Below are 23,703 nucleotides of genomic sequence, written 5' to 3' on the forward strand. Positions count from 1 at the left end.
GACGGCAGGATCACGACTCCGCATCTCATCGGAGAACGGAAGGCGTTGGTCCGGTTTGGGTATTTCGCGCCGTGTAGCGTACGCGCGTTCGATCACTCAATCGTCTCAGAGGACAGCCCCATGGCAACCCCGCCTCCGTCGCACCCTGTCGACCCTCAGCAGGTCCCGCCGCACGCCGAGCCCGTCGAGCCCATCGTCTCCGTCGCGCCGGAGAAGAAGGGCGGCAAGGGCAAGCAGGTCCTGCGGGTGCTCGCGCTGATCGTCGTCCTCGTCGTGGTCAAGGTGGGCTTCTCCACCTTCCTCTCGGACGAGGTCGTGCACGCCAAGTCCGGCGACTGCGTCCAGGTGACCGGCAGCGACACCGACCCCAAGGTGTCGACCAAGGACTGCACCGACAAGGACGCCAACTACAAGGTCGTCAAGGTCGTCGACGACACCTTCGACGTCGAGGCCTGCGCCGGCACCGGTGACGTCGCCCTCGCGCAGCAGCTGGGCTCGGACAAGTTCGTCCTCTGCATGGAATCGCTGGTCAAGTAAGACCCGGCGTGGGGACCGGGCCGGCCGCACCGCGGCCGGCCCGGTCCCTTTTCGCGTGCAGGAGAAGCGCCAGCAGACCCAGCAGGGCCGCGCCCGCGACCGCCAGGCCCGCGGAGAGGCCCGGGGGACGGAACTCGCAGGCGAGGGTGGTGGCGCGGCCGTCCAAGGGGGCCGCGACCAGCCCCAGGTGGGCGGAGGCCGGGCGGCCGCCGCAGCTCCAGCCGGCGATGGCGGGGGCGGCCAGGACCGCCGTGCCCGTGGTGCCCGCGGGGAAGGTCGCGCGGATGCCCGAGGAGCCGACCCGCACGGACGAGGCCGCCGAAGCCCGCAGGGCGGCGACCGCGGCCGTCAGGCGGGGCCGGTCCAGGCAGGACAGCTCCCACCGCGCCGGGGCGCCCTGGTCGAAGACCAGCCGCGAGGCCGGCCCGTGCGAGGGCCCCATGGGCTGCAGGGCGGCCCGGTTGCGCGGCGGATTCGCGTTCAGCCGGAAGGCCGGGCCGTCCGCGAGCCGCGCCGTCGCGTTGTACTCCGGGGCCCACAGGAAGGCCTCCGTGCCCGCGCGGCAGACGCCGGGGGAGAGCGGCTCCTCGTAGACCCGCGCGCCCAGCAGGAGTTCCTGGTTGGCGAAGGGCGAAGCACCATAGCCGGGCTCAGGTCCCGACGGGCGGACCGTGACCAGAGGCGGGACCTCGGCCCGGGCGATCGTGCCGTCCGGCCGCAGCCGGGCCCCGACGGCGAACACGGCGTCCGTCACCGGATTGTCGAGGCTCTGCACATTGCGCCCGCGCGAGGTCCAGCCCGCCCCCAGCGCCACCATGGTCCGGGTGAACACGTCCGGGGTGTGGCTGCTGTAGTACGCGCCGCCCTCGCCGCCCAGCAGCATCGGGTCGTTGCCCGTCAGCGCCGGCCGCCCCGCGTCCGTGCGGTACGCCGGCCAGCCCCCGGCGCCCGCCAGCGCCCCGGAGCGCGCGGAGTGCGCCGCGCCCCAGGAGGGGTAGTCGTCCAGGCCCGCCAGCTTGCCCTTCTCCCCGTAAGCCGTCGTCGCCGCCGCCTGCGCGAGCAGGACCAGCGTCAGCACGCCCGCCGCCGGGAGGGCCAGGCGCCGGTGGCGCAGCGCCCACCAGGCCGCACCGGACAGGGCCAGGCCGGCGCCGAAGAGCGCGAGGCCCCACCCCGTCGCCAGGGCGCTGCCGCGCGCCGCCGACGCGGCGGCCGCCAGCAGCGCGGCCCCGCCCGCGAGCGCCCGGGGCCCCGGCAGGCCCTGGGCCACGGCGGCCCAGGCGGCGATCACCACGATCCCGGCCAGCACGAAGGTCTGCCGGTACGGGCTTCCGTTCGGCGTCGCGAACAGGTGCCAGGCCAGGTGCGTCGGCTCCCACTGGAAGGACAGCAGCACCGCCGCCGCCAGCCCCGCCCAGCACAGCCGGGTCCGCCCCGCGACGGCCCGGTGGAACGGCAGGGCCGCCACCAGCAGCAGGGTGCCGGTGCCCACGAACAGGGCGGGGGAGGAGAAGGAGTACGTGGCGGGCATCAGCCGGGCGAGCAGGTCCTGCGCCGGTACCGGCTGGAACGGCTTGAACCACCCCGGGTAGGCCTGCTTCGAGCTGAGGAAGAGGGGGACGAGGACCGGCGCCGACAGGGCGATGCCCAGCGCGGTCGTCACCGCCGCCCGCACGAGGACGCGTACCCGCGGCCCCGCCCCCTCCCGGGCGAGGAGCACCCGCACCAGCAGCACCAGGACCGCGCCGAGGGTCGCCATGTAGGCGGTGTAGAAGTTCGCCGTCCAGCACAGGGCCGCCACCAGCACGGCCGCCGCCGGCCGGCGCGAGCGCAGCGCCCACTCACCCGTCAGACACAGGAGCGGAAAGGCGATCAGCCCGTCCAGCCACATCGGGTTGTAGGAGGCCTCGATCACCGACCAGCCGCACAGCGCGTACGAGGCCCCGAGCAGGCCCGCCGCCCACCACGGGCCGCGCCGCTGCGTGCGCAGCAGCCAGGCCATCGCCGCCGCGGCGGCCGCGGTCTTGAGCACGGTGACCACGTACACCGCGAGGTCGATGTCCTGGCGCGGGAAGAGCGCCACCAGCATCGCGAACGGGCTGGTCAGGTACGTCCCGAAGTCGGGCAGGAAGCTGGTCCCGTAGCCGGACTGCCAGTTCAGCAGCAGTCCGCCCTCGGCGCGCCCGTGCAGCAGGTCCCACAGACGGGCGTGGAAGGGCACGAACTGGTTGCCGAGGTCGTTGACGCTGCGGTGGCGCGGCCCGTACGGGAAGACGCGGGCGACGCGGTCCCCGGCGCACACGGCCACCGCCGTGATCAGGGCGGCGAATGCCGAGCCGAGCAGACTGGGGCGGCGCGCGGAGCGGTGCGGTGTCGACATGGTGGGCCGACCCTGGCAGTGCCGCCGGTCCACCGGGTGGCCGCCGGGTGGCGCCGACACGAACAGCACAGCACCCCAACACCCCCGGAATCGTTGGTCGAACCGGTGGCTCTGGTCACCCTGACTGCATAACATCGATCATCGCACGGCCCTTGTGCACCGACGCACAATCTCCCGGCCCTGGAGGCTCCTTTGCACCGTCGCACAGCGCTCTCCGTCTCCGCCGCCCTGCTCGTGGCGGCCCCACTGCTGTCCGCGTGCTCGGGCGAAGCCCGCCCCGGCACCGCGGCCGTCATCGGCGGCGAACGGATCACCACCTCCGCGGTCCAGGCCCAGGTGAACGACGTCCGCACCGCCCAGAACCGCTCCGAACACCCCGCCGAGCTGATCGCGGCCGTCCCGCAGCTGGACCGGGTCAAGCTCAGCGCGATGCTCCAGAGCCGCATCCTGGACCGGATGGCCTCGGACGCCGGGATCACCGTCACGACCAAGGAGCTGGAGACGGAGCGCCAGGCCTACGACCAGAACAACGGCGGGGCCGAGGCCTTCGAGGCCGCGGTCCTGCAGAAGGCCGCCATGGCCCCCGACCAGATCGAGCGGTGGGTCCGGGACCAGGTGCTCTTCACCAAGCTCAACGCCAAGTACGGCGAGGGCAAGCTCGCCGAGCCCGCCGCGAAGGCCGCCGGCAAGCTCGGCATCGAGGTCAATCCGCGCTACGGCGCCTGGGACGCCCAGCGGGTCACCCTCGGAGACGGCGCGACCCCCTGGATCACCCAGGTCACCCGGCCCGAGCAGCCCCCCGCCGGGGCCTAGACAAGACGGCGGGGAGGTAGGTTCGGAGGGTGACTGACGACGTACCCTCCGAGCCCACCGGCCGCATCGTCCTGCTGACCACCAGCCACCGGGTCGCCCCCGGCGTGCTGTCCTGGCCCGCCTGGCAGACCCTGCACGCCGCGGACCGGGTGCTGTGCGCCGACCCCGGGCACGTACAGCTGCCCTACCTGCGCGAGGCGGGCGTCGCCGTCGCCCACGAGGCCCCGGACGCGCAGGCGCTGATCGAGGAGTGCGCCGGTGGGCGCACGGTCGTGGTCCTGCTCAGCGGCGAGGGCGACCGGCGGCTCACCGACGGCCTGGCCCGCTTCGCCGGCTCGGGCCGGATCGCCATGCCGGACCTGGAACTGCTGCCCGGCTCGTACGACCTGCCGGGCGCGCGGCTGCTCGACCTCGTCCAGGTGATGGACCGGGTCCGCCGCGAATGCCCCTGGACCTCGGAGCAGACGCACGAGGGACTGGCGAAGTACGCGATCGAGGAGGCGTACGAGCTCGTCGAGGCCATCGAGGCCGGGGACCGGGACGAACTGCGCGAGGAGCTCGGCGACGTCCTGCTCCAGGTGGTCTTCCACGCGCGGATCGCGCAGGAGGGCGGCCCGGGCGAGGAGGACGAGCCGTTCTCCATCGACGACGTGGCCGGAGCGCTCGTCGAGAAGCTGATCCACCGCCACCCGCACGTCTTCGGCGACGAGACGGCGCAGACCGCGCAGGACGTCAACGCGCACTGGCAGCGCACCAAGCAGGTGGAGAAGCAGCGGGAGTCCGTGACCGACGGGGTCCCGCTCGCCCAGCCGGCCCTGGCCCTCGCGGCCAAGCTGGCGGGCCGCGCCCGTGCGGGGGCGGTGCCCGCGCCGCTGCCCCGCGGTGCGGGCGTCGGGTACGAACTGCTGGAGCTGGCGGCACGCGCCGATGCGGCGGGGACCGACCCCGAGACCGCGCTGCGCGCGGCGGCCCGGGTCTACCGGGAGGCGATCCGTGCGGCCGAGGGCGTCGGCGGGTAGCCGTCGGCGGCGGTTCCCGTACGGGCGGCGGTTCCCCTACCGGTACGGACGGGGCGCGCGGCCCGACGGGTTGTGCCAGTGCGGGTCGGGGCGGTTCAGGAACCACTCCCCGAACCCCGTCGGCCGTCCTGGCCGGCCGTGGCCCCCGCCACTGGCCGGGACGGAGTCGTGGAACATCCGGGCGGGCCGGGCGCCGAGCTCCTCCAGGAGGTACGAGATCTCCTCGATGAACTGCGGCGGACCGCTCAGGTAGACGTCCTGGTCGGGCCAGAGCCCGCGGTTGCTGAGCGCGGTCGCCAGCCGGTCGGTGGCCTGGTTGCGGTGCTGCCCGGGCGCGGGCGTGATGTAGGTGACGCTCAGCCAGCGGAAGGCGGCCGCGTACGCGTCGACGAGCGGGCGGTCGTAGAGGTGCGCGGCGTCCCGCGCGACCACGAAGAGCCGCACGTCCTGATCGGGAGGATGCTCCGCCAGGTCCTCCAGCATGGCGCGGACCGGCGCCCAGCCGGTGCCGGCGGCTATGAAGCTGACCGGGCGGTCCTCGCGCCGGAACGTCATCTGCCCGCCGGCCGCGCCGAGCCTGAGCACGTCCCCGGGCTGCGCCTCGCGGACCAGGGAGGTGCTCAGGCGCCCGTCCTCGATCCGGCTGACGTGCAGGTCGACCGTCCCGTCGGGGCGGGGCGCGTTCCCGATCGAGTAGGTGCGCCAGGTCGTCGCGACGCGGTCGCTGCTCACGCTCGCGTACTGGCCGGGCTGATGGGGGAAGGGCGCGTGCGGGCGCAGGGTCAGGACGGCTATGTCCTCGCCGTACAGCAGGTGGCGCACGACCTCCGCGTCCCACCAGGGCGGGTCCTCGCTGTCGGCGGCGCCGGCCGTCATCGCGTCGGCGATCACCTGGTAGGCCTCGGCCCAGGCCTTCTCCACCGCCGGGGTCCACGCCTCGCCGGAGGTCTCGGCGAGCGCGGCGAGCAGGCTGGAGCCGACCGCCGCGTAGTGCTCGGGGCCCGCCAGGAACTTGCGGTGGTCGCGCCCGAGGTCGCGGAGATAGGGGACGAGCGTCTCGTCCTCCAGGTGGGCGATCACATGGGTGAGCGCCGCGAAGAGCCGGTCCCGCTGCCGCTCCATGTCCTCGAAGGAGGCCGGGAAGAGCTCACGGACTCCGGGGTTGTGCCAGAAGAGGTGGGAGTAGAAGAACTTGACCGCGTGCTCGGCCCGTCTCTCCACCACCGCGAAACTGCTTTTCAAGATCCTCACATCCACAAAACCGAAAGTAGGAATGCCGGAGAACGTGAGGTCAAGCGAAGGCGGATCTACGGACAGCCGCGACGAACCGGCCATATGGGGTGACGGGCGGCGGGCGGGATACGGTCTCCGGGTGCACGAGCAGACCCCCGAAGTCCCCGTCCCGCCCCCGGCCGAGCCCGCCGCGGAGCCCAGCGCGCCTCCCGGTCCGACCCTGTTCGACTGGGAGTTCGCGACCGACCCGTACCCGGCCTACGCCTGGCTGCGCGAGCACGCACCCGTGCACCGCACCAAGCTCCCCAGCGGGGTGGACGCGTGGCTGGTCACCCGGTACGCCGACGCCCGCCAGGCCCTCGCCGACCAGCGGCTCAGCAAGAACCCGGCCCACCACGCGGAGCCGGCGCACGCCAAGGGCAAGACCGGGATCCCGGGGGAGCGCAAGGCGGAGCTGATGACGCACCTGCTCAACATCGACCCGCCGGACCACACCCGGCTGCGGCGGCTGGTGTCCAAGGCGTTCACCCCGCGCAGGATCGCCGAGTTCACCCCGCGGGTGCAGGAGCTGACCGACCAGCTCATCGACCAAATCATTGAAAGGCAGCACGGCGCGGAGAAGGGGGAGGCGGATCTCATCCACGAGTTCGCCTTCCCGCTCCCCATCTACGCCATCTGCGAGATGCTCGGCGTACCGCGAGAGGACCAGGACGACTTCCGCGACTGGGCCGGGATGATGATCCGGCACGGAGGCGGTCCGCGCGGCGGTGTGGCCCGGGCGGTCAAGCAGATGCGGACCTACCTCGGCGAGCTCATCCACCGCAAGCGCGACGCCCCGGGCGACGACCTGATCTCCGATCTGATCCGGGCCAGCGACCACGGCGACCACCTGACGGAGGCCGAGGCCACCGCGATGGCCTTCATCCTGCTCTTCGCCGGGTTCGAGACCACCGTGAACCTCATCGGCAACGGGGTCCACTCCCTCTTCATGAACCCGGAGCAGCGCGAACGCCTCCAGCGCTCCCTCGCGGCCGGCGAGAGCGGCCTGCTGGCCACCGGCGTGGAGGAGCTGCTGCGCTACGACGGCCCCGTGGAGCTGGCCACCTGGCGGTTCGCCACGGAGCCCTTCGTCCTCGGCGGCCAGGACATCGCGGCCGGCGACCCCGTGCTGGTGGTCCTCGCGGCCGCCGACCGCGATCCCGAGCGGTTCGCCGACCCGGACACCCTCGACCTCTCGCGCACCGACAACCAGCACCTCGGGTACGGGCACGGCATCCACTACTGCCTGGGTGCCCCGCTCGCCCGGCTCGAAGGGCAGACCGCGCTCGCGACCCTGCTGACGCGCCTGCCCGACCTGGAACTGGCCGTGCCCACCGGGGAGCTGCGCTGGCGCGGCGGGCTCATCATGCGGGGCCTGCGGACGCTTCCGGTGCGGTTCACCCCCCAAAACACCTGAAACCGGGGTGACCCGGAGCCAGTTCGAGCCCGAACTTGTGACAGGCGTTCGAAGGCCGCTAGGTTCTGCCGTTACCCCGCCGTTATGCGAAAGGTGCAGCCTCATGCGTTCCGGGAACGGCCGCCACAGACGCCCCCGACAAGTGCCCGCACTTGTCGTCACCGCCGGCGTCGCCGGCTCCGCGCTGGCCCTGCCGCTGCTCGCGGCCACCGGCGCCAGCGCCGCCGAGACCTCCACGTGGGACAAGGTCGCCGAATGCGAGAGCGGCGGCACGTGGAGCGCCAACTTCGGCAGCGGCGCCTACGGCGGGCTGCAGTTCACGCAGGAGCAGTGGCAAAACGCCGGCGGGCTCGACTTCGCCGAGCGCGCCGACCTCGCCAGCCGCTCCCAGCAGATCGCCGTCGCCGAGCGGGTGCTGGCCTCCCAGGGCCCCCAGGCGTGGCCGCTGTGCGGGGTGCCGGCCGGACTGACCCAGGAGGCGCCCGCCGCCGCTGTGGACCCGGGCCTGCCCAAGGGCACCGCGTCCCCCTCCCCGGCCCCGTCCCGCCCGGACGACTCCATCCCCTACCTCGGCACGGGTACGCCGTCCACGGACTTCGGGGCCCCGACGCCCGGGAGCCCCTCCCCGGCCGCCTCGCCGTCCTTCCTGCTGCCCGACTACCCGCTCGGGGCGCCCAGCGGACTGCCCGTCATGCCCGACCCGGTCCTCCCCGAGACGCCCCCCGGGCTGCCGGGCGACCCGACGGCCCCCACGAGCCCGACGGCTCCCACGCCGCCGTCCACGGACCCGGAGCAGCCCGCGGACCCCTCCGTGCCCGCGGACCCGACGGCTCCGGTGGCCCCGTCCGACCCGGCGTCCCCGACCGCCCCCGTGGCTCCCGTGGGACCTGCCGACCCGTCGGCTCCCGCGGACCCGGCCGCGCCGGGCGCACCGGCGGCGGGCGCGGCGCAGAGCGGCGGAAAGCACCGCGGCCCGGCCGCCGTCGAGGCGCCCGTCACGTCTGACGCCGCGTCGGACCCCACGTACACGGTGAAAGCGGGCGACAGCCTGGCCGCGATCGCGGACGCCAACGGGGTGAAGGGCGGCTGGAACGCGCTCTACGAGGCCAACGAGCAGGTCATCGGCGGGGACGCGGACCTGATCAAGCCCGGCCAGAACCTGGATCTAACCGACGAATAAGGGCAGTTAGGTCGTCCGGAAACAGTTGATTGTCCGTTTTCTGTAAGTGAGACATGTGTCTCTTCAGGTCAACTGGCGTGTCCGGTCCGCAGCGTTCCGCAAACCCTGCCCTCACCTGCGCAAACACCGGTGGGAAGAGTGCAAGCAGGCCCTGTTTCTCCCCGATGTCTCTCGTTGAACATCGGGGAGAGACCTGTCTACCTTCTGAGTCGCCCGCCACCGCGGGCTCCTTCGACCGCATCGCCGAATCCTGCCGGCGGACGGAGGGAACACTCGTCGCGTAAGCGCCGAAGGCAGGAGCGGGGGAACCAAGGTAGGCGCCGGAACCGGCCGTTGAGAGACGGCCACGGAACCGGCTAGGGGTTAAGACGGGCGCTAGGCCGCTCGTCCGGGCACTCACTCGCCCGAACCCGACAGCTCACCTCGTAGGCGTCGGTGAGGAGAACTCCATGCTGATTTCCGGCAAGGGCAAGCACCGTCGCGGCTCCAAAGCCGCCCGCATCATCACGCTCGCCGGTGTCGCCGGTGTCGCCGTGGCGGCCCCGCTGATGACCGCCGGCACCGCGTCCGCCGCGACCGCTTCCGAGTGGGACCGCGTCGCCTCGTGCGAGTCCGGTGGCAACTGGTCCATCAACACGGGCAACGGCTACTACGGCGGCCTGCAGTTCTCGTCCTCCACGTGGGCCGCGTACGGCGGCAAGTCGTACGCCGCGCAGGCCAACCAGGCCTCCAAGTCGCAGCAGATAGCCATCGCGGAGAAGGTCCTCAAGGGCCAGGGCAAGGGCGCCTGGCCGTCCTGCGGCGTGGGCCTGTCGAACTCGTCCTACACGGGCGGGGCCGCCGAGACCCCCAAGCCGAAGGCCGAGCCGAAGAAGCAGGAGAAGAAGGCCGAGCCGAAGAAGGAGACCAAGCGCTCCACCGAGGCTCCGACCACCCGCTCCGAGCGCCCGGCCGCCGCACCGAAGACCGAGGCCCCCAAGACGGGCAACGGCTCCTACGAGGTCAAGTCCGGCGACACGCTGGGCAACATCGCCGCGGCGAACGGTGTCCCGGGCGGCTGGGAGAAGCTCTTCGAGCTCAACAAGGACATCGTCTCGGACGCGGACCTGATCTTCCCGGGCCAGAAGCTGAAGGTCAGCTGAACCCTGCGGCAACAGCCGTAGGTCCCGCGTTCGCAACGCGCAGTATTCCACCGCCCGGCGCGCAACCCCCTTCGCGCCGGGCGGTGCTGTGTGCCGGGTCCGGGCCGGTGGCGGGCCCGGAAATCCCCGATGATCAAGGGTCCTATGTCCTGTAAGAGGGGCATTCAGGCCCTTTTTCGTCCCAGGACCCGGGCGGTCGGCTGGCCGACTGCCCCGAGGCGGTTAGGCTCTAAGCGGCAAGGCCATCCCACGGCCTGACACGCCACCGCACACTCAGCGTCACATCCCAGAAGGAGATGCTCGTGCCGTCCATCGACGTCGTCGTAGCCCGGGAAATCCTGGACTCCCGAGGCAATCCCACGGTCGAGGTCGAGGTGGGCCTCGACGATGGCAGCACCGGCCGTGCTGCAGTCCCGTCCGGCGCCTCCACCGGAGCGTTCGAAGCCGTAGAGCTCCGTGACGGTGACCCCAACCGCTACATGGGCAAGGGTGTCGAGAAGGCCGTCCTCGCCGTCATCGAGCAGCTCGGCCCGGAGCTCGTCGGCTACGACGCCACCGAGCAGCGCCTGATCGACCAGGCGATGATCGACCTGGACGCCACCGAGAACAAGGGCTCCCTCGGCGCCAACGCCATCCTCGGCGTCTCCCTCGCCGTGGCGCACGCCGCGGCCGAGGCCTCCGACCTCCCGCTGTTCCGCTACCTCGGCGGTCCGAACGCGCACCTGCTGCCCGTTCCGATGATGAACATCCTCAACGGTGGGTCGCACGCCGACTCCAACGTCGACATCCAGGAGTTCATGATCGCCCCGATCGGCGCGGAGTCCTTCTCCGAGGCCCTTCGCTGGGGTGCCGAGGTCTACCACACCCTCAAGAAGGTCCTGCACACCAAGGGCCTCTCCACCGGTCTGGGCGACGAGGGCGGCTTCGCGCCGAACCTCGAGTCGAACCGCGCCGCGCTCGACCTCATCGTCGAGGCCATCAAGCAGGCCGGCTACGTCCCGGGCAAGGACATCGCGCTCGCGCTCGACGTCGCCGCGTCCGAGTTCTACAAGGACGGCAAGTACGAGTTCGAGGGCCAGTCCCGCTCGGCCGCCGAGATGACCGAGTACTACGAGGAGCTCGTCTCCGCGTACCCGCTCGTGTCCATCGAGGACCCGCTGTACGAAGACGACTGGTCGGGCTGGAAGACCCTCACCGACAAGCTGGGCGCCAAGGTCCAGATCGTCGGCGACGACCTCTTCGTCACCAACCCGGAGCGTCTCGCCCGCGGCATCGAAGAGGGCTCGGCCAACGCCCTGCTCGTCAAGGTGAACCAGATCGGTTCGCTGACCGAGACCCTCGACGCCGTCGAGATGGCCCAGCGCAACGGCTTCAAGTGCATGATGTCGCACCGCTCCGGTGAGACCGAGGACGTCACCATCGCCGACCTCGCGGTCGCCGTGAACTGCGGCCAGATCAAGACCGGCGCCCCGGCCCGCTCGGACCGCGTCGCCAAGTACAACCAGCTGCTGCGCATCGAGGAGATCCTCGACGACGCCGCGGTGTACGCGGGCCGCAGCGCCTTCCCGCGGTTTCGCCCTGCGAACTGATCAAGCACAGTAAGGGCTGAACCGTCCTTTAGGGCGCACGCCTCCCTACGTCCCCGCACTCGGTCCCGTACCGTGTGCGGGGACGTATTGCGTAGCGCGTGTGACAGGGGAGGCGGATCAATGGCCGGGAACCGGGACCGGTTCGCCACGTTCTCGACCGCGACGAGGCTCAAGCAGCTGGGCGAGCGGACCGCGGCGCACGTCTACCGCTCCCAGTCCAGGCGGCAGGTCCGCCGCAGCCGGCTCACCGGCCGGGCCGCCCTGCTCGTCCTCGTCCTCTGTACCCTGGTCGTCGCCCTCGCCTATCCGATGCGCCAGTACGTGTCCCAGCGCTCGGAGATCGCGGAGCAGCAGAAGGCCGCCACCGCCGCGCGGGAGCGGCTGGAACGGCTGCGGGACGAGAAGGCGCGCTGGCAGGACAACGCCTACGCGGAGCAGCAGGCGCGCAAGCACCTGCACTTCGTCCGGCCGGGGGAGATCAGCTACATCATGAGCGACCCCGGGGGCGAAGCCGCCGAGCACCGCCGCAGCGGACAGGCCGCCACCGACCGGCCCTGGTACTCCAACGTCTGGGACGGCGTCGACAAGGCCGACCGCCCGGGCGACTGACGACGTACCCGACGTACCCGACGTCGGTACGCACCCATCCACGAGAACGAAAAGACTTCCTCCAGGCATGCAGACGCCCCCGCCCCAGACCGACCGGACCGAGCCGACCGCCGCCGACATCGAGGCGTTCCAGCAGCAGCTCGGCCGCCCGCCGCGCGGGCTGCGCGCCATCGCGCACCGCTGCCCCTGCGGGCAGCCGGACGTGGTCGAGACCGCCCCGCGGCTCCCCGACGGCACGCCCTTCCCGACGCTGTACTACCTGACCTGCCCGCGGGCCGCCGGTGCGATCGGCACGCTGGAGGCCAACGGCGTGATGAAGGAGATGCAGGCCCGGCTCGCCGTGGACCCGGAGCTGGCCGACGCCTACCGGGCCGCGCACGAGGACTACATCACCCGCCGCGACGCCATCGAGGTGCTCCAGGGCTTCCCGAGCGCCGGCGGCATGCCGGACCGGGTCAAGTGCCTGCACGTGCTGGTCGGCCACTCGCTGGCCGCGGGCCCGGGCGTGAACCCGTTCGGCGACGAGGCCCTGGCGATGCTGCCCGAGTGGTGGGCCAAGGGCGCCTGCGTCACCCCGTGCGGGGACAAGGCGGAGCAGAAGGACACCGGCGCGTGACCCGGGTCGCGGGCATCGACTGCGGTACGAACTCCATCCGCCTGCTCGTCGCGGACTGCGACGGCGCCACCGGGGAGTTCGTCGAGCTGGACCGCCGGATGACGGTCGTGCGCCTCGGTCAGGACGTGGACCGGACGGGCCGGCTGGCCCCGGAGGCCCTGGAGCGCACCTTCGCGGCCTGCCGCGAGTACGCGGCGGTGATCAAGGAGCTCGGCGCCGAGCGCGTGCGCTTCGTGGCGACCTCGGCCTCCCGGGACGCCGAGAACCGGGACGAGTTCGTCCGGGGCGTGCTGGACATCCTGGGCGTCGAGCCCGAGGTGATCTCCGGCGACCAGGAGGCGGAGTTCTCCTTCACCGGCGCCACCAAGGAGCTGACGGGCACCGACCACCTGGAGAAGCCGTTCCTGGTGGTGGACATCGGCGGCGGCTCCACGGAGTTCGTGGTCGGCGACGACCACGTCCGGGCGGCCCGCTCCGTGGACGTGGGCTGCGTGCGGATGACCGAGCGCCACCTGGTGGTCGACGGGGTCGTCACCGACCCGCCGACCGCGGCGCAGGTGGCCGCCGTACGGGCGGACATCGAGGCGGCGCTGGACCTGGCGGCCGCGAGCGTTCCGCTGGGCGAGGCGCGCACCCTGGTCGGGCTGGCCGGCTCGGTGACCACGGTCGCCGCGATCGCGCTGGGCCTGACGCGGTACGACTCGGCGGCGATCCACCACTCACGGATCCCCTACGGGAAGGTCCGCGAGATCAGCGAGCGGATGCTGGCGCTGACGCACGCGGAGCGCGCGGCGATCCCGGTGATGCACCCGGGGCGGGTCGACGTGATCGGCGCGGGCGCGCTGGTCCTGCTGGCCGTCATGGAGCGGGTCGGGGCTTCGGAGGTCGTGGTCTCCGAGCACGACATCCTCGACGGAATCGCCTGGTCGATCGCCTGACCGAGGTCCCGAGGGGGCTCCGGGAGGTCTTCCGGGGCTCTTACGGAGGCCTTAGGTCCCGTCGTCCACACGAACTTCGTGAAGTTCTTCACAAGGAAAAGATGCCCGTGAGGGCTCTTGAGGGGCCTTTTGGGTGACTCGAGGGCCCTCCGGGCCTTCTTTTTGCGAGCGTTCGTGCGAATGACGGACGCCGGGAGGCTCCGGCGGTAGGTATCCACGAACCGGGTGGTCTACTCCGCTTAGAGGGTCGGAGCCCAGTTCAGGACTGGTGCTCAACGCCTCCCGTTACACCGTGGTTCCCGTCCCGCGCCATGACCTCGGTCACGTGGGCGGCGGAGTGTAGCAGAGGGTCTCGAGTCCCTTGTGAAGGGGCTCACGAGCGTCACTCCATGGGGTGCTGGATACTCGTTCCATGAGCACCACGGAGCGTCCCAGGATCCTCGTTGTAGGAGGTGGGTACGTAGGCCTGTACGCAGCCAAGCGCATCATGAAGAAGATGCGCTACGGCGAGGCGACCGTCACGGTCGTCGACCCGCGCTCGTACATGACCTACCAGCCCTTCCTCCCCGAAGTGGCCGCAGGCAGCATCTCGCCTCGGCACGTCGTCGTACCTCTGCGACGCGTGCTGCCCAAGGCTGAGGTTCTCACCGGCCGGGTCACCAGCATCGACCAGGACCGCAAGGTCGCCGTCGTCACGCCGCTGGTCGGCGAGGCGTACGAGCTGCCCTTCGACTACCTGGTGATCGCGCTCGGCGCCATCTCCCGCACCTTCCCGATCCCCGGCCTCGCCGAACAGGGCATCGGCATGAAGGGCGTCGAAGAGGGCATCGGCCTGCGCAACCACGTACTCGAGCAGCTCGACAAGGCCGAGTCCACGACGGACGAGGACGTCCGCCGCAAGGCCCTCACCTTCGTCTTCGTCGGCGGCGGCTTCGCCGGTGCGGAGACCATCGGCGAGGTCGAGGACATGGCCCGCGACGCCTCGAAGTACTACTCCAGCATCAAGCGCGAGGACATGCGCTTCATCCTGGTCGACGCGGCCGACAAGATCCTCCCCGAGGTCGGGCCCAAGCTCGGCACCTGGGGCAAGGAGCACCTCGAGTCCCGCGGCATCGAGATCTACCTGAGCACCTCCATGGACTCCTGCGTGGACGGCCACGTGGTGCTGAAGAACGGCCTCGAGGTCGACTCCAACACCATCGTGTGGACCGCCGGCGTCAAGCCCAACCCGGTGCTGGCCCGCTACGGCCTCCCGCTCGGCCCCCGCGGCCACGTGGACGCCCAGCCGACCCTCCAGGTCACGGGCACCGACTACATCTGGACCGCCGGCGACAACGCCCAGGTTCCCGACCTCGCGGCCCGCAAGGCCGGCGTCGAGAACGCCTGGTGCCCGCCGAACGCCCAGCACGCGCTGCGCCAGGCCAAGGTCCTCGGCGACAACGTCATCTCGGGCATGCGGGGCTTCCCGCAGGCGCCGTACTCGCACGCCAACAAGGGTGCGGTGGCGGGTCTCGGCCTCCACAAGGGCGTCGCGATGATCGTCATGGGCAAGATGAAGATCAAGGTCAAGGGCCGGCTCGCCTGGTACATGCACCGCGGCTACCACGGTCTGGCCATGCCGACCTGGAACCGCAAGATCCGCGTCTTCGCCGACTGGACCCTCGCGATGTTCCTCAAGCGCGAGGTCGTCTCCCTCGGCGCCCTGGAGACTCCCCGCGAGGAGTTCTACGAGGCCGCCAAGCCGGCTCCGGCCCCGGTCGCCGCGAGCGTCCCGGCCGAGAAGGCCAAGGCCTCCTGACCGGCTCCGGCCGGCCGTACGAGGAGCACGACCCAGAGTGACCCCGAAGGGGCCGCCCGCCATCCGTGGTGCGGGCGGCCCCTTCGGCGTACCCGTACTCCGTAGGAGCAGGCCGGACGCTTGACCGGCGCCGGAAATGGGTAGGCCGATCGGTCGGAACTTTCTGGAGGTGCCTCGATGAACGACGCCGCGCCGCGGCTGGCCGCCTTAACCGAAACCCTGATGGGCGCCCCCCTGCCCGTCCGCATACGGGCCTGGGACGGCAGCGAGGCCGGCCCGGCCGACGGCCCCACCCTGGTCCTGCACCACCGGCGCGCCCTGCGCCGGATCCTGTGGAAGCCGGGCGAGCTGGGGCTGGCCCGCGCCTGGGTGTCCGGGGACCTGACCGTCGAGGGCGACCTCTTCGAGCTGCTGGACCGGGTCGGCGGGCTGCTCTGGGAACGGGACCCCGCGCCGGCGGACGCCCCCGGGCCCGCCGGGCGCGCCGCCCTGCTGCGCGATCCCGGCACGCGGGCCGCCGTACGCTCCCTCGTGGGCCTGGCCCGGCCGTGGCCGGCGCCCGCCCCGCCGCCGGAGGAGGCCGTCCGGCGCGGCGGCGGCCCCCGGCACACCAAGGGCAGCGACCGGCAGGCCATCAGCCACCACTACGACGTGGGCAACGCGTTCTACGAGCACGTGCTCGGCCCCTCGATGGTGTACTCCTGCGCCTACTGGACCCCCGGCGGGAGCCTGGAGGACGCCCAGCGGGACAAGCTCGACCTGGTCTGCCGCAAGCTCGCCCTGAGCCCCGGCGACCGGCTCCTGGAGGTCGGCTGCGGCTGGGGCTCCATGGCCCTGCACGCGGCCCGGGAGTACGGGGCCAGGGTCACCGGCATCACGCTCTCGCGCGAGCAGGCCGCCTACGCCCGCAAGCGGGTCGCCGAGGAGGGCCTCGCCGATCTGGTCGACATCCGGGTGCAGGACTACCGGGACGTCGGGGACGGACCGTACGACGCCGTCTCCTCCATCGGGATGGCCGAGCACGTCGGCGCCGAGCGCTACCGCACCTACGCCCGCACCCTGTACGGACTGCTGGGGCCGGGCGGCCGGCTGCTCAACCACCAGATCGCGCGCCGCCCCCAGCCGGACGAGGAGGCCTACCGCATCGACGAGTTCATAGACGCCTACGTCTTCCCCGACGGGGAGCTGTCCCCGATCGGCACCACCGTCGGCGAACTGGAGCGGGCCGGCTTCGAGGTCCGCGACGTGGAGGCGCTGCGCGAGCACTACGCCCTCACCCTGCGGGCCTGGGTGGCACGGCTGGAGGGGCGCTGGGAGGAGGCGGTCCGGCTGACCTCGCCCGGCCGGGCCCGCGTCTGGCTGCTGTACATGGCGGCCTCGGCGCTCGCCTTCGAGCACAACCGGCTCGGGGTCAACCAGGTGCTCGCCGTGCGCACCGGGAAGCGGTCGGCCTCCGGGCTGCCGCTGCGCGCCCGCGAGTGGCCGGCGCCGGCCCTCTGACGGCGGAAGGCCGAGGGCCCCGCGACACGGTCGCGGGGCCCTCGGCCTTCGTGCGGCGGCGGCCGGCTACTCCGTCTTGATGGCGGTCAGCATGTTCAGCCGGGCGGCGCTGCGGGCGGGCCACATGGCAGCCAGGGCGCCGACGATGCCGGCGAGCAGCATGAAGATCGCGATCCGGTCGAAGGGGATGACCAGGGCGTAGTTCGGGATCGAGCCCTTGATGGTCTCGCCGACGGCCCAGGCGATGAACGTGCCGAGGGCGACACCGATGACCGCGCCGAAGAGCGAGATCACGATGGCTTCCAGCCGGATCATGTTCTTGACCTTGCCGCGGTCCAGGCCGATCGCCCGCAGCATGCCGATCTCCTGCGTCCGCTCGTACACCGACATCGCCAGGGTGTTGACGACGCCGAGGACCGAGATGATCAAGGCCATGCCGAGCAGTCCGTACATGATGTTCAGGGCGGTGTTGATCATGCCGCCCATCTCGTTGCGGATGTCCTGCTGGGTGGCGAAGGTGATCGCCGGGTTCTTGCCGAGGGCGTCGACGAGGGCCTTCTCGCCCTTGTCGGAGGGGCCGCCGTCCATCTTGACGAGCACCTTGGGCAGGTTCGGCTGCTCGCCTTGCGCGAGGTGCTTGCCGAGGACGCCGTGGTCCACCACGTAGGAGGAGAGCATGCCCTCCATGTCCTTGTAGATCGCGCCGACCTTCAGGTCGGCCTCCTTCCTGTCCTCGAAGGTGACCTTCAGGGTGGAGCCGACCGACAGGCCGTTCTTCTTCGCGGCCTTCTCGGCCACCGCGACCTCGCCCTTGGCGATGTTGCTGATCTGCCCGCTGACCACGTCGAAGTTGAGGAGCTGGCCGATGGTGGCCGGGTCGACTCCGGAGACGGAGCCGAACTGCGTGCCGTCACCGAGCTGGAGGTAGCCCTCCTGCTGCGGGGAGACCGCCTTGACGCCCGGCGCCTTGGCCAGGGCCGGGAGCACGGAGGGGTCGAGGCTGCCGAAGGAGTCGCCCATGGAGACCGTGTAGTCGGCCTTGAGGTTGTCCGTCGTCATCCGGTCGATGGCCTTGCCCATGGTGATGCCGAGCACGGACAGCGCGGTGACCAGGGTCAGGCCGATGGCCAGCGAGGCGGCGGTGACCGCGGTGCGGCGCGGGCTGCGGACCGCGTTCTGCGCGGCCAGCTTGCCGGCGACGCCGAAGACCTTCTCCAGGAGCGGGCGGACGGCCGCGATGACCGGGCGGGAGAGGGCCGGCAGCAGGATGATGATGCCGATCATCGTGAGGAAGGCGCCGGCGCCGATGATCATCTTGCCGTCCTTGCCGGTCAGCGCGCCGCCCAGGACGGCGAGCAGACCGAGCAGGGTGATCGCGCCGCCGATGCTGTTGCGCAGCACCAGGGACTTCGCGGTGGCCGGCAGGTGGGCGCTGCCCATGGCGGCGACCGGGGCGATCTTGGCGGTGCGGCGGGCGGGCAGCCAGGCGGCGAGCATCGTGACGAAGACGCCGATGACGATCGCGGCGGCGATGGTGCCGGGGGCGACGACCAGCGGGCCGGCCGGGATCTTGACGTCGAAGGCGTTCATCGTGGAGCGCATGCCGACCGCGAGGCCGATGCCGGCGATCAGGCCCATGGCGGAGGAGATCACGCCGACGACCAGGGCCTCGGCCAGCACCGAGCGCTTGACCTGGCCGCGGTTGGCGCCGACGGCGCGCAGCAGGGCCAGTTCCTTGGTGCGCTGGGCGACCAGCATGGTGAAGGTGTTGTAGATCAGGAAGATGCCCACGAAGAGCGAGATCAGCGCGAACGTCAGCAGCATCTGGTTGACGTTCTTCATGCCGTTGCTGATGTTCTTCGCCTGCTCGGCGGCGAGCTGCGCGCCGGTCTGGGCCTTGGCGTCCTTGCCGACGATCGGCTTGATCTCGGCGAGGAGCCGGTCCGCGTCGGCGCCGGCCTTGGCGCCGACCGAGAGCTCCTCGTAGAAGCCGGGCTGCAGGTAGAGCTGCTGGGCCGTGGCGGTGTCGAACAGGACGAGCGAGCCGCCCGCGTTGACCGCGCCGTCCTCCGTGGTGAACACGCCGGCCAGGGTGTACTCCTTGGCCGGGCCGTTGTCCGCCACCCGGACCTTGTCGCCGACCTGGTACTTGCCGCGCTGGGCGGTCTCGTTGTCCAGGGCGATCTGCCCGCCGCCGGCCGGACCGCTGCCCTGGATGAAGGTGTAGCGGGGGTCCTTGCCGTCCTTCAACGGGTAGAAGTTGGCGCCGGAGTTGGACCAGCCGGAGCCGAGCAGCTTGCCGTCCTGGTCGCCCACGGCGGCGAAGCCGTGCACGCGGCCGGAGGCGCTGTCCACGCCGCCGAGCGCCTTGACCTTGTCGAGGGTCTGCTGGCTGATGCCCGGCTCGCCCTCCTGGGTGCCCTCGGTGTTGCGGGAGGGCCCGTAGGAGGTGACCGATACGGCCACGCCGTCGTAGCTCTTGGCGGACTGGTTCGACATCGCCTTGCCGACGGTGTCGGTGAAGACGAGGGTGCCGGAGACGAAGGCGACGCCGAGGACGACGGCGAGCACCGTCATCAGCAGTCTGGCCTTGTGCGCGAGCACGTTGCGCAGGGCGGTACGGAACATGGTGGAGGAGTCCAGGTGTAAGGGGCCGGCGGGGACGGGCGTCTGCGAGGGGCGGGCGTCCCTCAGCTGGTGCGGCCCTTGGCGTCGAAGGCCTTCATGCGGTCGAGAACGCCGTCGGCGGTGGGCTCGAGCATCTCGTCGACGATGCGGCCGTCGGCGAGGAAGATGACGCGGTCCGCGTAGGAGGCGGCGACCGGGTCGTGGGTGACCATGACGACGGTCTGGCCGAGCTCGCGCACGGAGTTGCGCAGGAAGCCCAGGACCTCGGCGCCGGAGCGCGAGTCGAGGTTTCCGGTGGGCTCGTCGCCGAAGATGATCTCGGGGCGGGAGGCCAGGGCGCGGGCGACGGCCACGCGCTGCTGCTGGCCGCCGGAGAGCTGGGTCGGGCGGTGGCCGAGGCGGTCGGAGAGGCCGACCATGTCGATCACCGAGTCCAGCCACTGCTTGTCGGGCTTGCGGCCGGCGATGTCCATCGGGAGGGTGATGTTCTCCAGGGCCGTGAGCGTCGGCAGCAGGTTGAAGGCCTGGAAGATGAAGCCGATCTTGTCTCGGCGCAGCTGCGTGAGCTGCTTGTCCTTCAGGGTGGAGAGCTCGGTCTCGCCTATCCGGACGGAGCCGTCGGAGAAGGTGTCCAGTCCCGCGACGCAGTGCATCAGCGTGGACTTGCCGGAGCCCGACGGCCCCATGATCGCGGTGAACTGGCCCGCGGCGAAGTCCACGGTGACCTTGTCCAGGGCGACCACCTGGGTCTCGCCCTGGCCGTACACCTTGGAGAGGCCGGTGGCGCGGGCGGCGACGGCCTGAGTGGTGTGCGGGGCGTAGTTCATGGTGGTCACGGGGGCGACTCCTGACAGGAACGGGGCGTGCGGACCGGGCTCACGGTCCGCGTTCGGCGGGACACCCCCATCCTCGCGGCGCCCGCCCCCGCTCCGGATCAGCCGTGGTGCCCGTTCTCGGGCCCACTGGAGTCTGACCAGGGGGGCCGCGGCCTCCTCCTCTGGGATGACGGCCGTCCGTCGGGAGTGGGGGGAGGGCGGATTCCGGTCCCGTGGCGGCCGGAACCGCAGGGGGGTGGCGAAAGGGGTGGCGCGGGCCATCGAAATCCCGTCAATCCCACGGCGCCCATGATCGATGCCCGGAGGGGGCCGACCGTGCGTTCTGCGCGCTGACGGCCCATCAATCACCAATAAAATCAGACAACATCGGCGAGACGCCCAGGTCGGGACACACGCGTTCCGGATAGGCTCGGCACAGCGTTCAAGGCTTTTCCCAGGGGGCCGATACGCCCTGCCCGGATGGTGGAATGCAGACACGGCGAGCTTAAACCTCGCTGACCTTCGGGTCGTGCCGGTTCAAGTCCGGCTTCGGGCACGACGGCGTTCCGTGCAGACCGGAACGCGCGAGCGGCGGGGGTCGCCCCTGGCACCCCCGCCGTCCCGCAGGCCCGCCCCGTACACCTGGACAAAGATCCTCCTCCAGCAGTAGGGCGATTCCTTTGCGTTCGCATTACTCTTGACTCCAAGGCCGCGCACGGTGGCCACGGAGGAGTGAGATGAGGAGCAGCAACCCGGTCTTCTCGCGACGGGGGTTCAGCCGCGACAACGGCGCTTATGCGGGCTTCGGCACGCAGCAGCAGCCCCAGGCCGGGACCACGACCAACCCGTACGCGACCAACCCCTACGCGACCGACCCGGCCACGGGTATGCCGCAGGCGCCGGTCCGCGAAAATGCGATGACCATCGACGACGTCGTGAGCCGTACGGCCATGACGCTCGGCACGGTCGTCCTGACGGCGGTCATCTCCTGGATCGCGCTGCCCGTCGACCCGGCCAACATCAACAAGTCGTACGGCATCGCCATCGGCGCCGCGCTCATCGCGTTCGTCTTCGCGATGATCCAGTCGTTCAAGAGCAAGCCGGTACCGGCGCTGATCCTGGCCTACGCGGCCTTCGAGGGCGTCTTCCTCGGCGTCATCAGCTCGGCCGTCAGCACCTACATCAGTCCGGGCACGGTCATCCAAGCCGTCATGGGCACGATGTGCGTCTTCGCCGGCGTGCTGATCGCGTACAAGATGCGCTGGATCAACGTCAACCGCCGTTTCTACGGCTTCGTGATGGCCGCCGCCATGGGCTTCATGCTCCTGATGGTCGTCAACCTGCTGTTCTCGGTCTTCGGCGGCGGTGACGGCCTCGGCTTCCGCAGCGGCGGCCTCGGCATCGTCTTCGGCATCGTCGGCATCCTCCTGGGTGCCTGCTTCCTCGCCCTGGACTTCAAGCAGGTCGAGGACGGCGTGACCTACGGCGCCCCGCGCGAGGAGTCCTGGCTGGCGGCCTTCGGCCTCACCATGACCCTGGTGTGGATCTACATGGAGATGCTGCGCCTGATCTCCATCCTCAAGGGTGACTAGCAGCGCACCCCACTGAGCTGAGGAAGGCCCCGCGAGCACGTGCTCGCGGGGCCTTCCCGCATGTCGGGGCCGGCGGGGGATCGGGGGTGCGCGGACAGGTGGTGACGAGGGGACGGGACGGGGGCAGGGGCTGCTCAGCCGAACTTGCGGGCGGCCCTGCGCAGGTCGTACTCGTGGATGATCGCCTTGGCCTGGCCGTACGAGAGCTCGTGCGCCCCGCGCAGCCAGCTGACCTTCTCCTCGAATCGGACGAGGGAGGGGCCGTCGTCCACGGTGCGGAGCCAGTCGGAGAGTTCACGACCGGTGGTCTGGGGGATTCTGTCGATCATGTTGCGGTGTGTCTGCTCGGAGAACTCTACGGACATGGGCGCCTCCGGAGGTATCGCCGTGCTGCTCTCTTCACGCAACCGTGCCGGAGAGTTCGCCCGTTGGCAATGGTGCGCGGGCGGCGCGTAAGGTCGGCCGGGTGCTCGATACCTCACCCCTGACCGCCGCCGTGGAACGTTTCGCCGACCGGCTGCGGGCCGCGCCGCAGAGCCGGCTCCAGCGGGGTGCCGCCGAGGTGGCGCTGGACCTGGCCCGGGAGCTCTCCGTACGGGCGCAGCGGCTGGAGGAGGCCGCCGGGGGCCGCGGGGGCGCCACAGGGGCGGCTCCGGCGCGGGAGATGCCCGATGCCGGGATCTTCGTCGTCGGGGACCAGGTGGCCGTGGCCGGGACGGACCTCGCCGAGGCGCTGCGCGGGGTCGGGCCCGGGGCGGGCCCGAACGGCACGAAGGCCCCGTCCGAGGCGCTGGACGAGGCCGTTCGACTGGTGGAGCAGGCGGAAGTCAGAGCGATGCGATGACGCGGTCCGCGAGGATGTAGACGTTGCTGTCCGGGTCCTCGGAGTCACCGCAGGAGAAGGTCAGGGCGTAGGCGCCGGAGATGCCCGAGCCGCCCAGCAGGACAGGCGCACTGCCCGAGCGCAGGGCCTCGGCCAGCCGCTCGGCGGTCTCCCGGTGGCCCGGGGTCATGCAGAGCGTGGTGCCGTCCGTGAAGACGTACACGTCGAGGGTGCCCAGCGGGCCGGGGCGGACGTCCGCGAGGGCCGTGCGGGCCTCGGCGAGCTCCTCCAGGCGGCTGACCGTGCGCTCGTGGTCGGCGCCGGGGTGCGAGGCCTGGACGGGCACGAAGTCGGGGTGCGAGGGGTGGCGCCGGCGGGCGGCGGCCAGCTCGGCCGAGTCCTCGGGGTAGGCGGGGTACTCGCCGGACCCGTCGACCTCCTCGCCCAGGAGCGGCTCCAGGCCGACCATGTCCACCTGCCGGGGCAGGAAGACCGGGCTGTCCTCGCCGAGGCCTCCCAGGCCGCCCAGCAGCGAGGGGGCGTCGGCGGCGTCACGCGCCTCCTGCGCGGCCCAGAAGGCGCGCGCCTCGGCGAGCTCGCGCTCGCGCTCCTCGGCCAGGGCCTCGGCGACGGCGGCTCGTATCTCGGCCGCGGGGGACTCCACGGCGCTGCGGGCGTGCGGAACGGTCGCACCGCGAGGGTGCGCCGACACCGCCAGCTCACCGCGCAGCGCGCTGACCTGCTTGCGCAGGCCGTGGACGGCGTGCAGCGCAGCAGCGCCCACGGCCGTGGCAGCGGCCGTGGTCAGCAGTAGGGCAAGAGACATGGCGCTCACTGACTAGCTCCTGGTTGATTCGATCCCCCGACTTCCTACATCAGCTTGTCCCGACCTGGGAATGGCTTGCAGTGCATTACGTCATGAATTGGACAGGTCTTTCGTCCCGGAGCCCCCACTGGGAACCGTCCTGACCTGCGAAAACGATGATCCCCCAGGACGAAGGTCACATCCTGGGGGACATTTGGTTACAGAATGGC

Annotated in this window: 20 protein-coding genes, 1 tRNA gene and 1 riboswitch; of the genes, 15 read left to right on the top strand and 6 right to left on the bottom strand. The window is 71.5% G+C overall.

What is annotated here, in order from left to right:
* The first annotated feature begins 120 nt into the window (after positions 1–120).
* Positions 121–537, top strand: coding sequence for a hypothetical protein (locus DRB89_RS07420; RefSeq protein WP_112449657.1), 417 nt, complete (start codon positions 121–123; stop codon positions 535–537).
* On the opposite strand, the gene DRB89_RS07425 is transcribed toward DRB89_RS07420, so the two are convergent.
* Positions 530–2,917: a YfhO family protein gene (locus DRB89_RS07425; RefSeq protein WP_112453576.1), complete on the bottom strand. Its 2,388-nt coding sequence runs from the start codon at positions 2,915–2,917 to the stop codon at positions 530–532. The genes DRB89_RS07420 and DRB89_RS07425 overlap by 8 nt on opposite strands.
* A 192-nt stretch (positions 2,918–3,109) precedes the next feature.
* On the opposite strand from DRB89_RS07425, the gene DRB89_RS07430 reads away from it, so the two are divergent.
* Together DRB89_RS07430 and DRB89_RS07435 are read left to right on the top strand one after the other, a co-directional pair.
* Entirely contained in the window at positions 3,110–3,730 is a 621-nt protein-coding gene (locus DRB89_RS07430; protein ID WP_112449656.1) for a SurA N-terminal domain-containing protein, read from the top strand.
* Between the two features lie 29 nt (positions 3,731–3,759).
* Positions 3,760–4,749 carry a nucleoside triphosphate pyrophosphohydrolase gene (locus DRB89_RS07435; RefSeq protein WP_112449655.1) on the top strand — a complete coding sequence of 330 codons (990 nt, stop codon included), beginning with the start codon at positions 3,760–3,762 and terminating at the stop codon, positions 4,747–4,749.
* Positions 4,750–4,785: 36 nt separating this feature from the next.
* Here the strand turns inward: DRB89_RS07435 and DRB89_RS07440 are convergent, their stop codons facing one another.
* Positions 4,786–5,973, bottom strand: coding sequence for a globin domain-containing protein (locus DRB89_RS07440; RefSeq protein WP_239516050.1), 1,188 nt, complete (start codon positions 5,971–5,973; stop codon positions 4,786–4,788).
* Between the two features lie 229 nt (positions 5,974–6,202).
* On the opposite strand from DRB89_RS07440, the gene DRB89_RS07445 reads away from it, so the two are divergent.
* The 9 genes from DRB89_RS07445 (at position 6,203) to DRB89_RS07485 (ending at position 16,810) form a co-directional block, all read left to right on the top strand.
* Positions 6,203–7,438 carry a cytochrome P450 gene (locus tag DRB89_RS07445; protein ID WP_112463846.1) on the top strand — a complete coding sequence of 412 codons (1,236 nt, stop codon included), beginning with the start codon at positions 6,203–6,205 and terminating at the stop codon, positions 7,436–7,438.
* Between the two features lie 142 nt (positions 7,439–7,580).
* Positions 7,581–8,618, top strand: coding sequence for a transglycosylase family protein (locus tag DRB89_RS07450; protein ID WP_343234601.1), 1,038 nt, complete (start codon positions 7,581–7,583; stop codon positions 8,616–8,618).
* Positions 8,619–8,893: 275 nt separating this feature from the next.
* A riboswitch (cyclic di-AMP (ydaO/yuaA leader) is annotated at positions 8,894–9,065 on the top strand.
* Between the two features lie 2 nt (positions 9,066–9,067).
* Positions 9,068–9,760, top strand: coding sequence for a transglycosylase family protein (locus tag DRB89_RS07455; RefSeq protein WP_112450928.1), 693 nt, complete (start codon positions 9,068–9,070; stop codon positions 9,758–9,760).
* A gap of 296 nt (positions 9,761–10,056) precedes the next feature.
* Complete coding sequence (gene eno / locus DRB89_RS07460; protein WP_112450929.1) at positions 10,057–11,349, top strand: phosphopyruvate hydratase; 1,293 nt, start codon at positions 10,057–10,059, stop codon at positions 11,347–11,349.
* Between the two features lie 120 nt (positions 11,350–11,469).
* A complete protein-coding gene (locus DRB89_RS07465) occupies positions 11,470–11,958 on the top strand; it encodes a septum formation initiator family protein (protein WP_112450930.1) in 489 nt (162 codons plus the stop codon).
* 67 nt (positions 11,959–12,025) lie between these two features.
* Positions 12,026–12,574 carry a DUF501 domain-containing protein gene (locus tag DRB89_RS07470; protein WP_112450931.1) on the top strand — a complete coding sequence of 183 codons (549 nt, stop codon included), beginning with the start codon at positions 12,026–12,028 and terminating at the stop codon, positions 12,572–12,574.
* Positions 12,571–13,512, top strand: a complete 942-nt coding sequence (locus DRB89_RS07475) for a Ppx/GppA phosphatase family protein (protein WP_112450932.1) — start codon at positions 12,571–12,573, stop codon at positions 13,510–13,512. Before DRB89_RS07470 ends, DRB89_RS07475 begins: the two co-directional genes overlap by 4 nt.
* A 412-nt stretch (positions 13,513–13,924) precedes the next feature.
* A complete protein-coding gene (locus DRB89_RS07480; protein WP_112450933.1) occupies positions 13,925–15,310 on the top strand; it encodes an NAD(P)/FAD-dependent oxidoreductase in 1,386 nt (461 codons plus the stop codon).
* 177 nt (positions 15,311–15,487) lie between these two features.
* A complete protein-coding gene (locus tag DRB89_RS07485; protein ID WP_112450934.1) occupies positions 15,488–16,810 on the top strand; it encodes a cyclopropane-fatty-acyl-phospholipid synthase family protein in 1,323 nt (440 codons plus the stop codon).
* 66 nt (positions 16,811–16,876) lie between these two features.
* Here the strand turns inward: DRB89_RS07485 and DRB89_RS07490 are convergent, their stop codons facing one another.
* Both DRB89_RS07490 and DRB89_RS07495 read right to left on the bottom strand, forming a co-directional pair.
* Positions 16,877–19,438, bottom strand: coding sequence for an ABC transporter permease (locus DRB89_RS07490; RefSeq protein ID WP_112450935.1), 2,562 nt, complete (start codon positions 19,436–19,438; stop codon positions 16,877–16,879).
* A gap of 62 nt (positions 19,439–19,500) precedes the next feature.
* Positions 19,501–20,265, bottom strand: coding sequence for an ABC transporter ATP-binding protein (locus DRB89_RS07495; protein ID WP_112463847.1), 765 nt, complete (start codon positions 20,263–20,265; stop codon positions 19,501–19,503).
* 462 nt (positions 20,266–20,727) lie between these two features.
* On the opposite strand from DRB89_RS07495, the gene DRB89_RS07500 reads away from it, so the two are divergent.
* Together DRB89_RS07500 and DRB89_RS07505 are read left to right on the top strand one after the other, a co-directional pair.
* Positions 20,728–20,809 (top strand) — tRNA-Leu (locus DRB89_RS07500).
* Positions 20,810–20,990: 181 nt separating this feature from the next.
* On the top strand, positions 20,991–21,845 hold the full coding sequence (locus DRB89_RS07505) for a Bax inhibitor-1/YccA family protein (RefSeq protein ID WP_112450937.1): 855 nt from the start codon (positions 20,991–20,993) through the stop codon (positions 21,843–21,845).
* Between the two features lie 134 nt (positions 21,846–21,979).
* On the opposite strand, the gene DRB89_RS07510 is transcribed toward DRB89_RS07505, so the two are convergent.
* Positions 21,980–22,210 carry a DUF4287 domain-containing protein gene (locus tag DRB89_RS07510; RefSeq protein ID WP_112452766.1) on the bottom strand — a complete coding sequence of 77 codons (231 nt, stop codon included), beginning with the start codon at positions 22,208–22,210 and terminating at the stop codon, positions 21,980–21,982.
* 101 nt (positions 22,211–22,311) lie between these two features.
* Here DRB89_RS07510 and DRB89_RS07515 point away from each other — a divergent pair, with 101 nt between their 5' ends.
* Positions 22,312–22,689, top strand: a complete 378-nt coding sequence (locus tag DRB89_RS07515; RefSeq protein ID WP_112452765.1) for a hypothetical protein — start codon at positions 22,312–22,314, stop codon at positions 22,687–22,689.
* Here the strand turns inward: DRB89_RS07515 and DRB89_RS07520 are convergent.
* Entirely contained in the window at positions 22,673–23,494 is an 822-nt protein-coding gene (locus DRB89_RS07520) for a hypothetical protein (protein ID WP_204357935.1), read from the bottom strand. The genes DRB89_RS07515 and DRB89_RS07520 overlap by 17 nt on opposite strands.
* Between the last annotated feature and the right edge of the window lie 209 nt (positions 23,495–23,703).

The sequence above is a fragment of the Streptomyces sp. ICC4 genome (genome assembly GCF_003287915.1).
Taxonomy (GTDB): domain Bacteria; phylum Actinomycetota; class Actinomycetes; order Streptomycetales; family Streptomycetaceae; genus Streptomyces; species Streptomyces tritrimontium.

What these genes read in the sequence shown, in the direction of transcription:
- DRB89_RS07420 (WP_112449657.1), top strand. Translation starts at nt 121, where the DNA reads ATGGCAACCCCGCCTCCGTCGCACCCTGTCGACCCTCAGCAGGTCCCG.
- DRB89_RS07425 (WP_112453576.1), bottom strand. Translation starts at nt 2,917, where the DNA reads ATGTCGACACCGCACCGCTCCGCGCGCCGCCCCAGTCTGCTCGGCTCG.
- DRB89_RS07455 (WP_112450928.1), top strand. Translation starts at nt 9,068, where the DNA reads ATGCTGATTTCCGGCAAGGGCAAGCACCGTCGCGGCTCCAAAGCCGCC.
- eno (WP_112450929.1), top strand. Translation starts at nt 10,057, where the DNA reads ATGCTCGTGCCGTCCATCGACGTCGTCGTAGCCCGGGAAATCCTGGAC.
- DRB89_RS07465 (WP_112450930.1), top strand. Translation starts at nt 11,470, where the DNA reads ATGGCCGGGAACCGGGACCGGTTCGCCACGTTCTCGACCGCGACGAGG.
- DRB89_RS07470 (WP_112450931.1), top strand. Translation starts at nt 12,026, where the DNA reads ATGCAGACGCCCCCGCCCCAGACCGACCGGACCGAGCCGACCGCCGCC.
- DRB89_RS07480 (WP_112450933.1), top strand. Translation starts at nt 13,925, where the DNA reads ATGAGCACCACGGAGCGTCCCAGGATCCTCGTTGTAGGAGGTGGGTAC.
- DRB89_RS07485 (WP_112450934.1), top strand. Translation starts at nt 15,488, where the DNA reads ATGAACGACGCCGCGCCGCGGCTGGCCGCCTTAACCGAAACCCTGATG.
- DRB89_RS07490 (WP_112450935.1), bottom strand. Translation starts at nt 19,438, where the DNA reads ATGTTCCGTACCGCCCTGCGCAACGTGCTCGCGCACAAGGCCAGACTG.
- DRB89_RS07495 (WP_112463847.1), bottom strand. Translation starts at nt 20,265, where the DNA reads ATGAACTACGCCCCGCACACCACTCAGGCCGTCGCCGCCCGCGCCACC.
- DRB89_RS07505 (WP_112450937.1), top strand. Translation starts at nt 20,991, where the DNA reads ATGAGGAGCAGCAACCCGGTCTTCTCGCGACGGGGGTTCAGCCGCGAC.
- DRB89_RS07510 (WP_112452766.1), bottom strand. Translation starts at nt 22,210, where the DNA reads ATGTCCGTAGAGTTCTCCGAGCAGACACACCGCAACATGATCGACAGA.
- DRB89_RS07520 (WP_204357935.1), bottom strand. Translation starts at nt 23,494, where the DNA reads ATGTCTCTTGCCCTACTGCTGACCACGGCCGCTGCCACGGCCGTGGGC.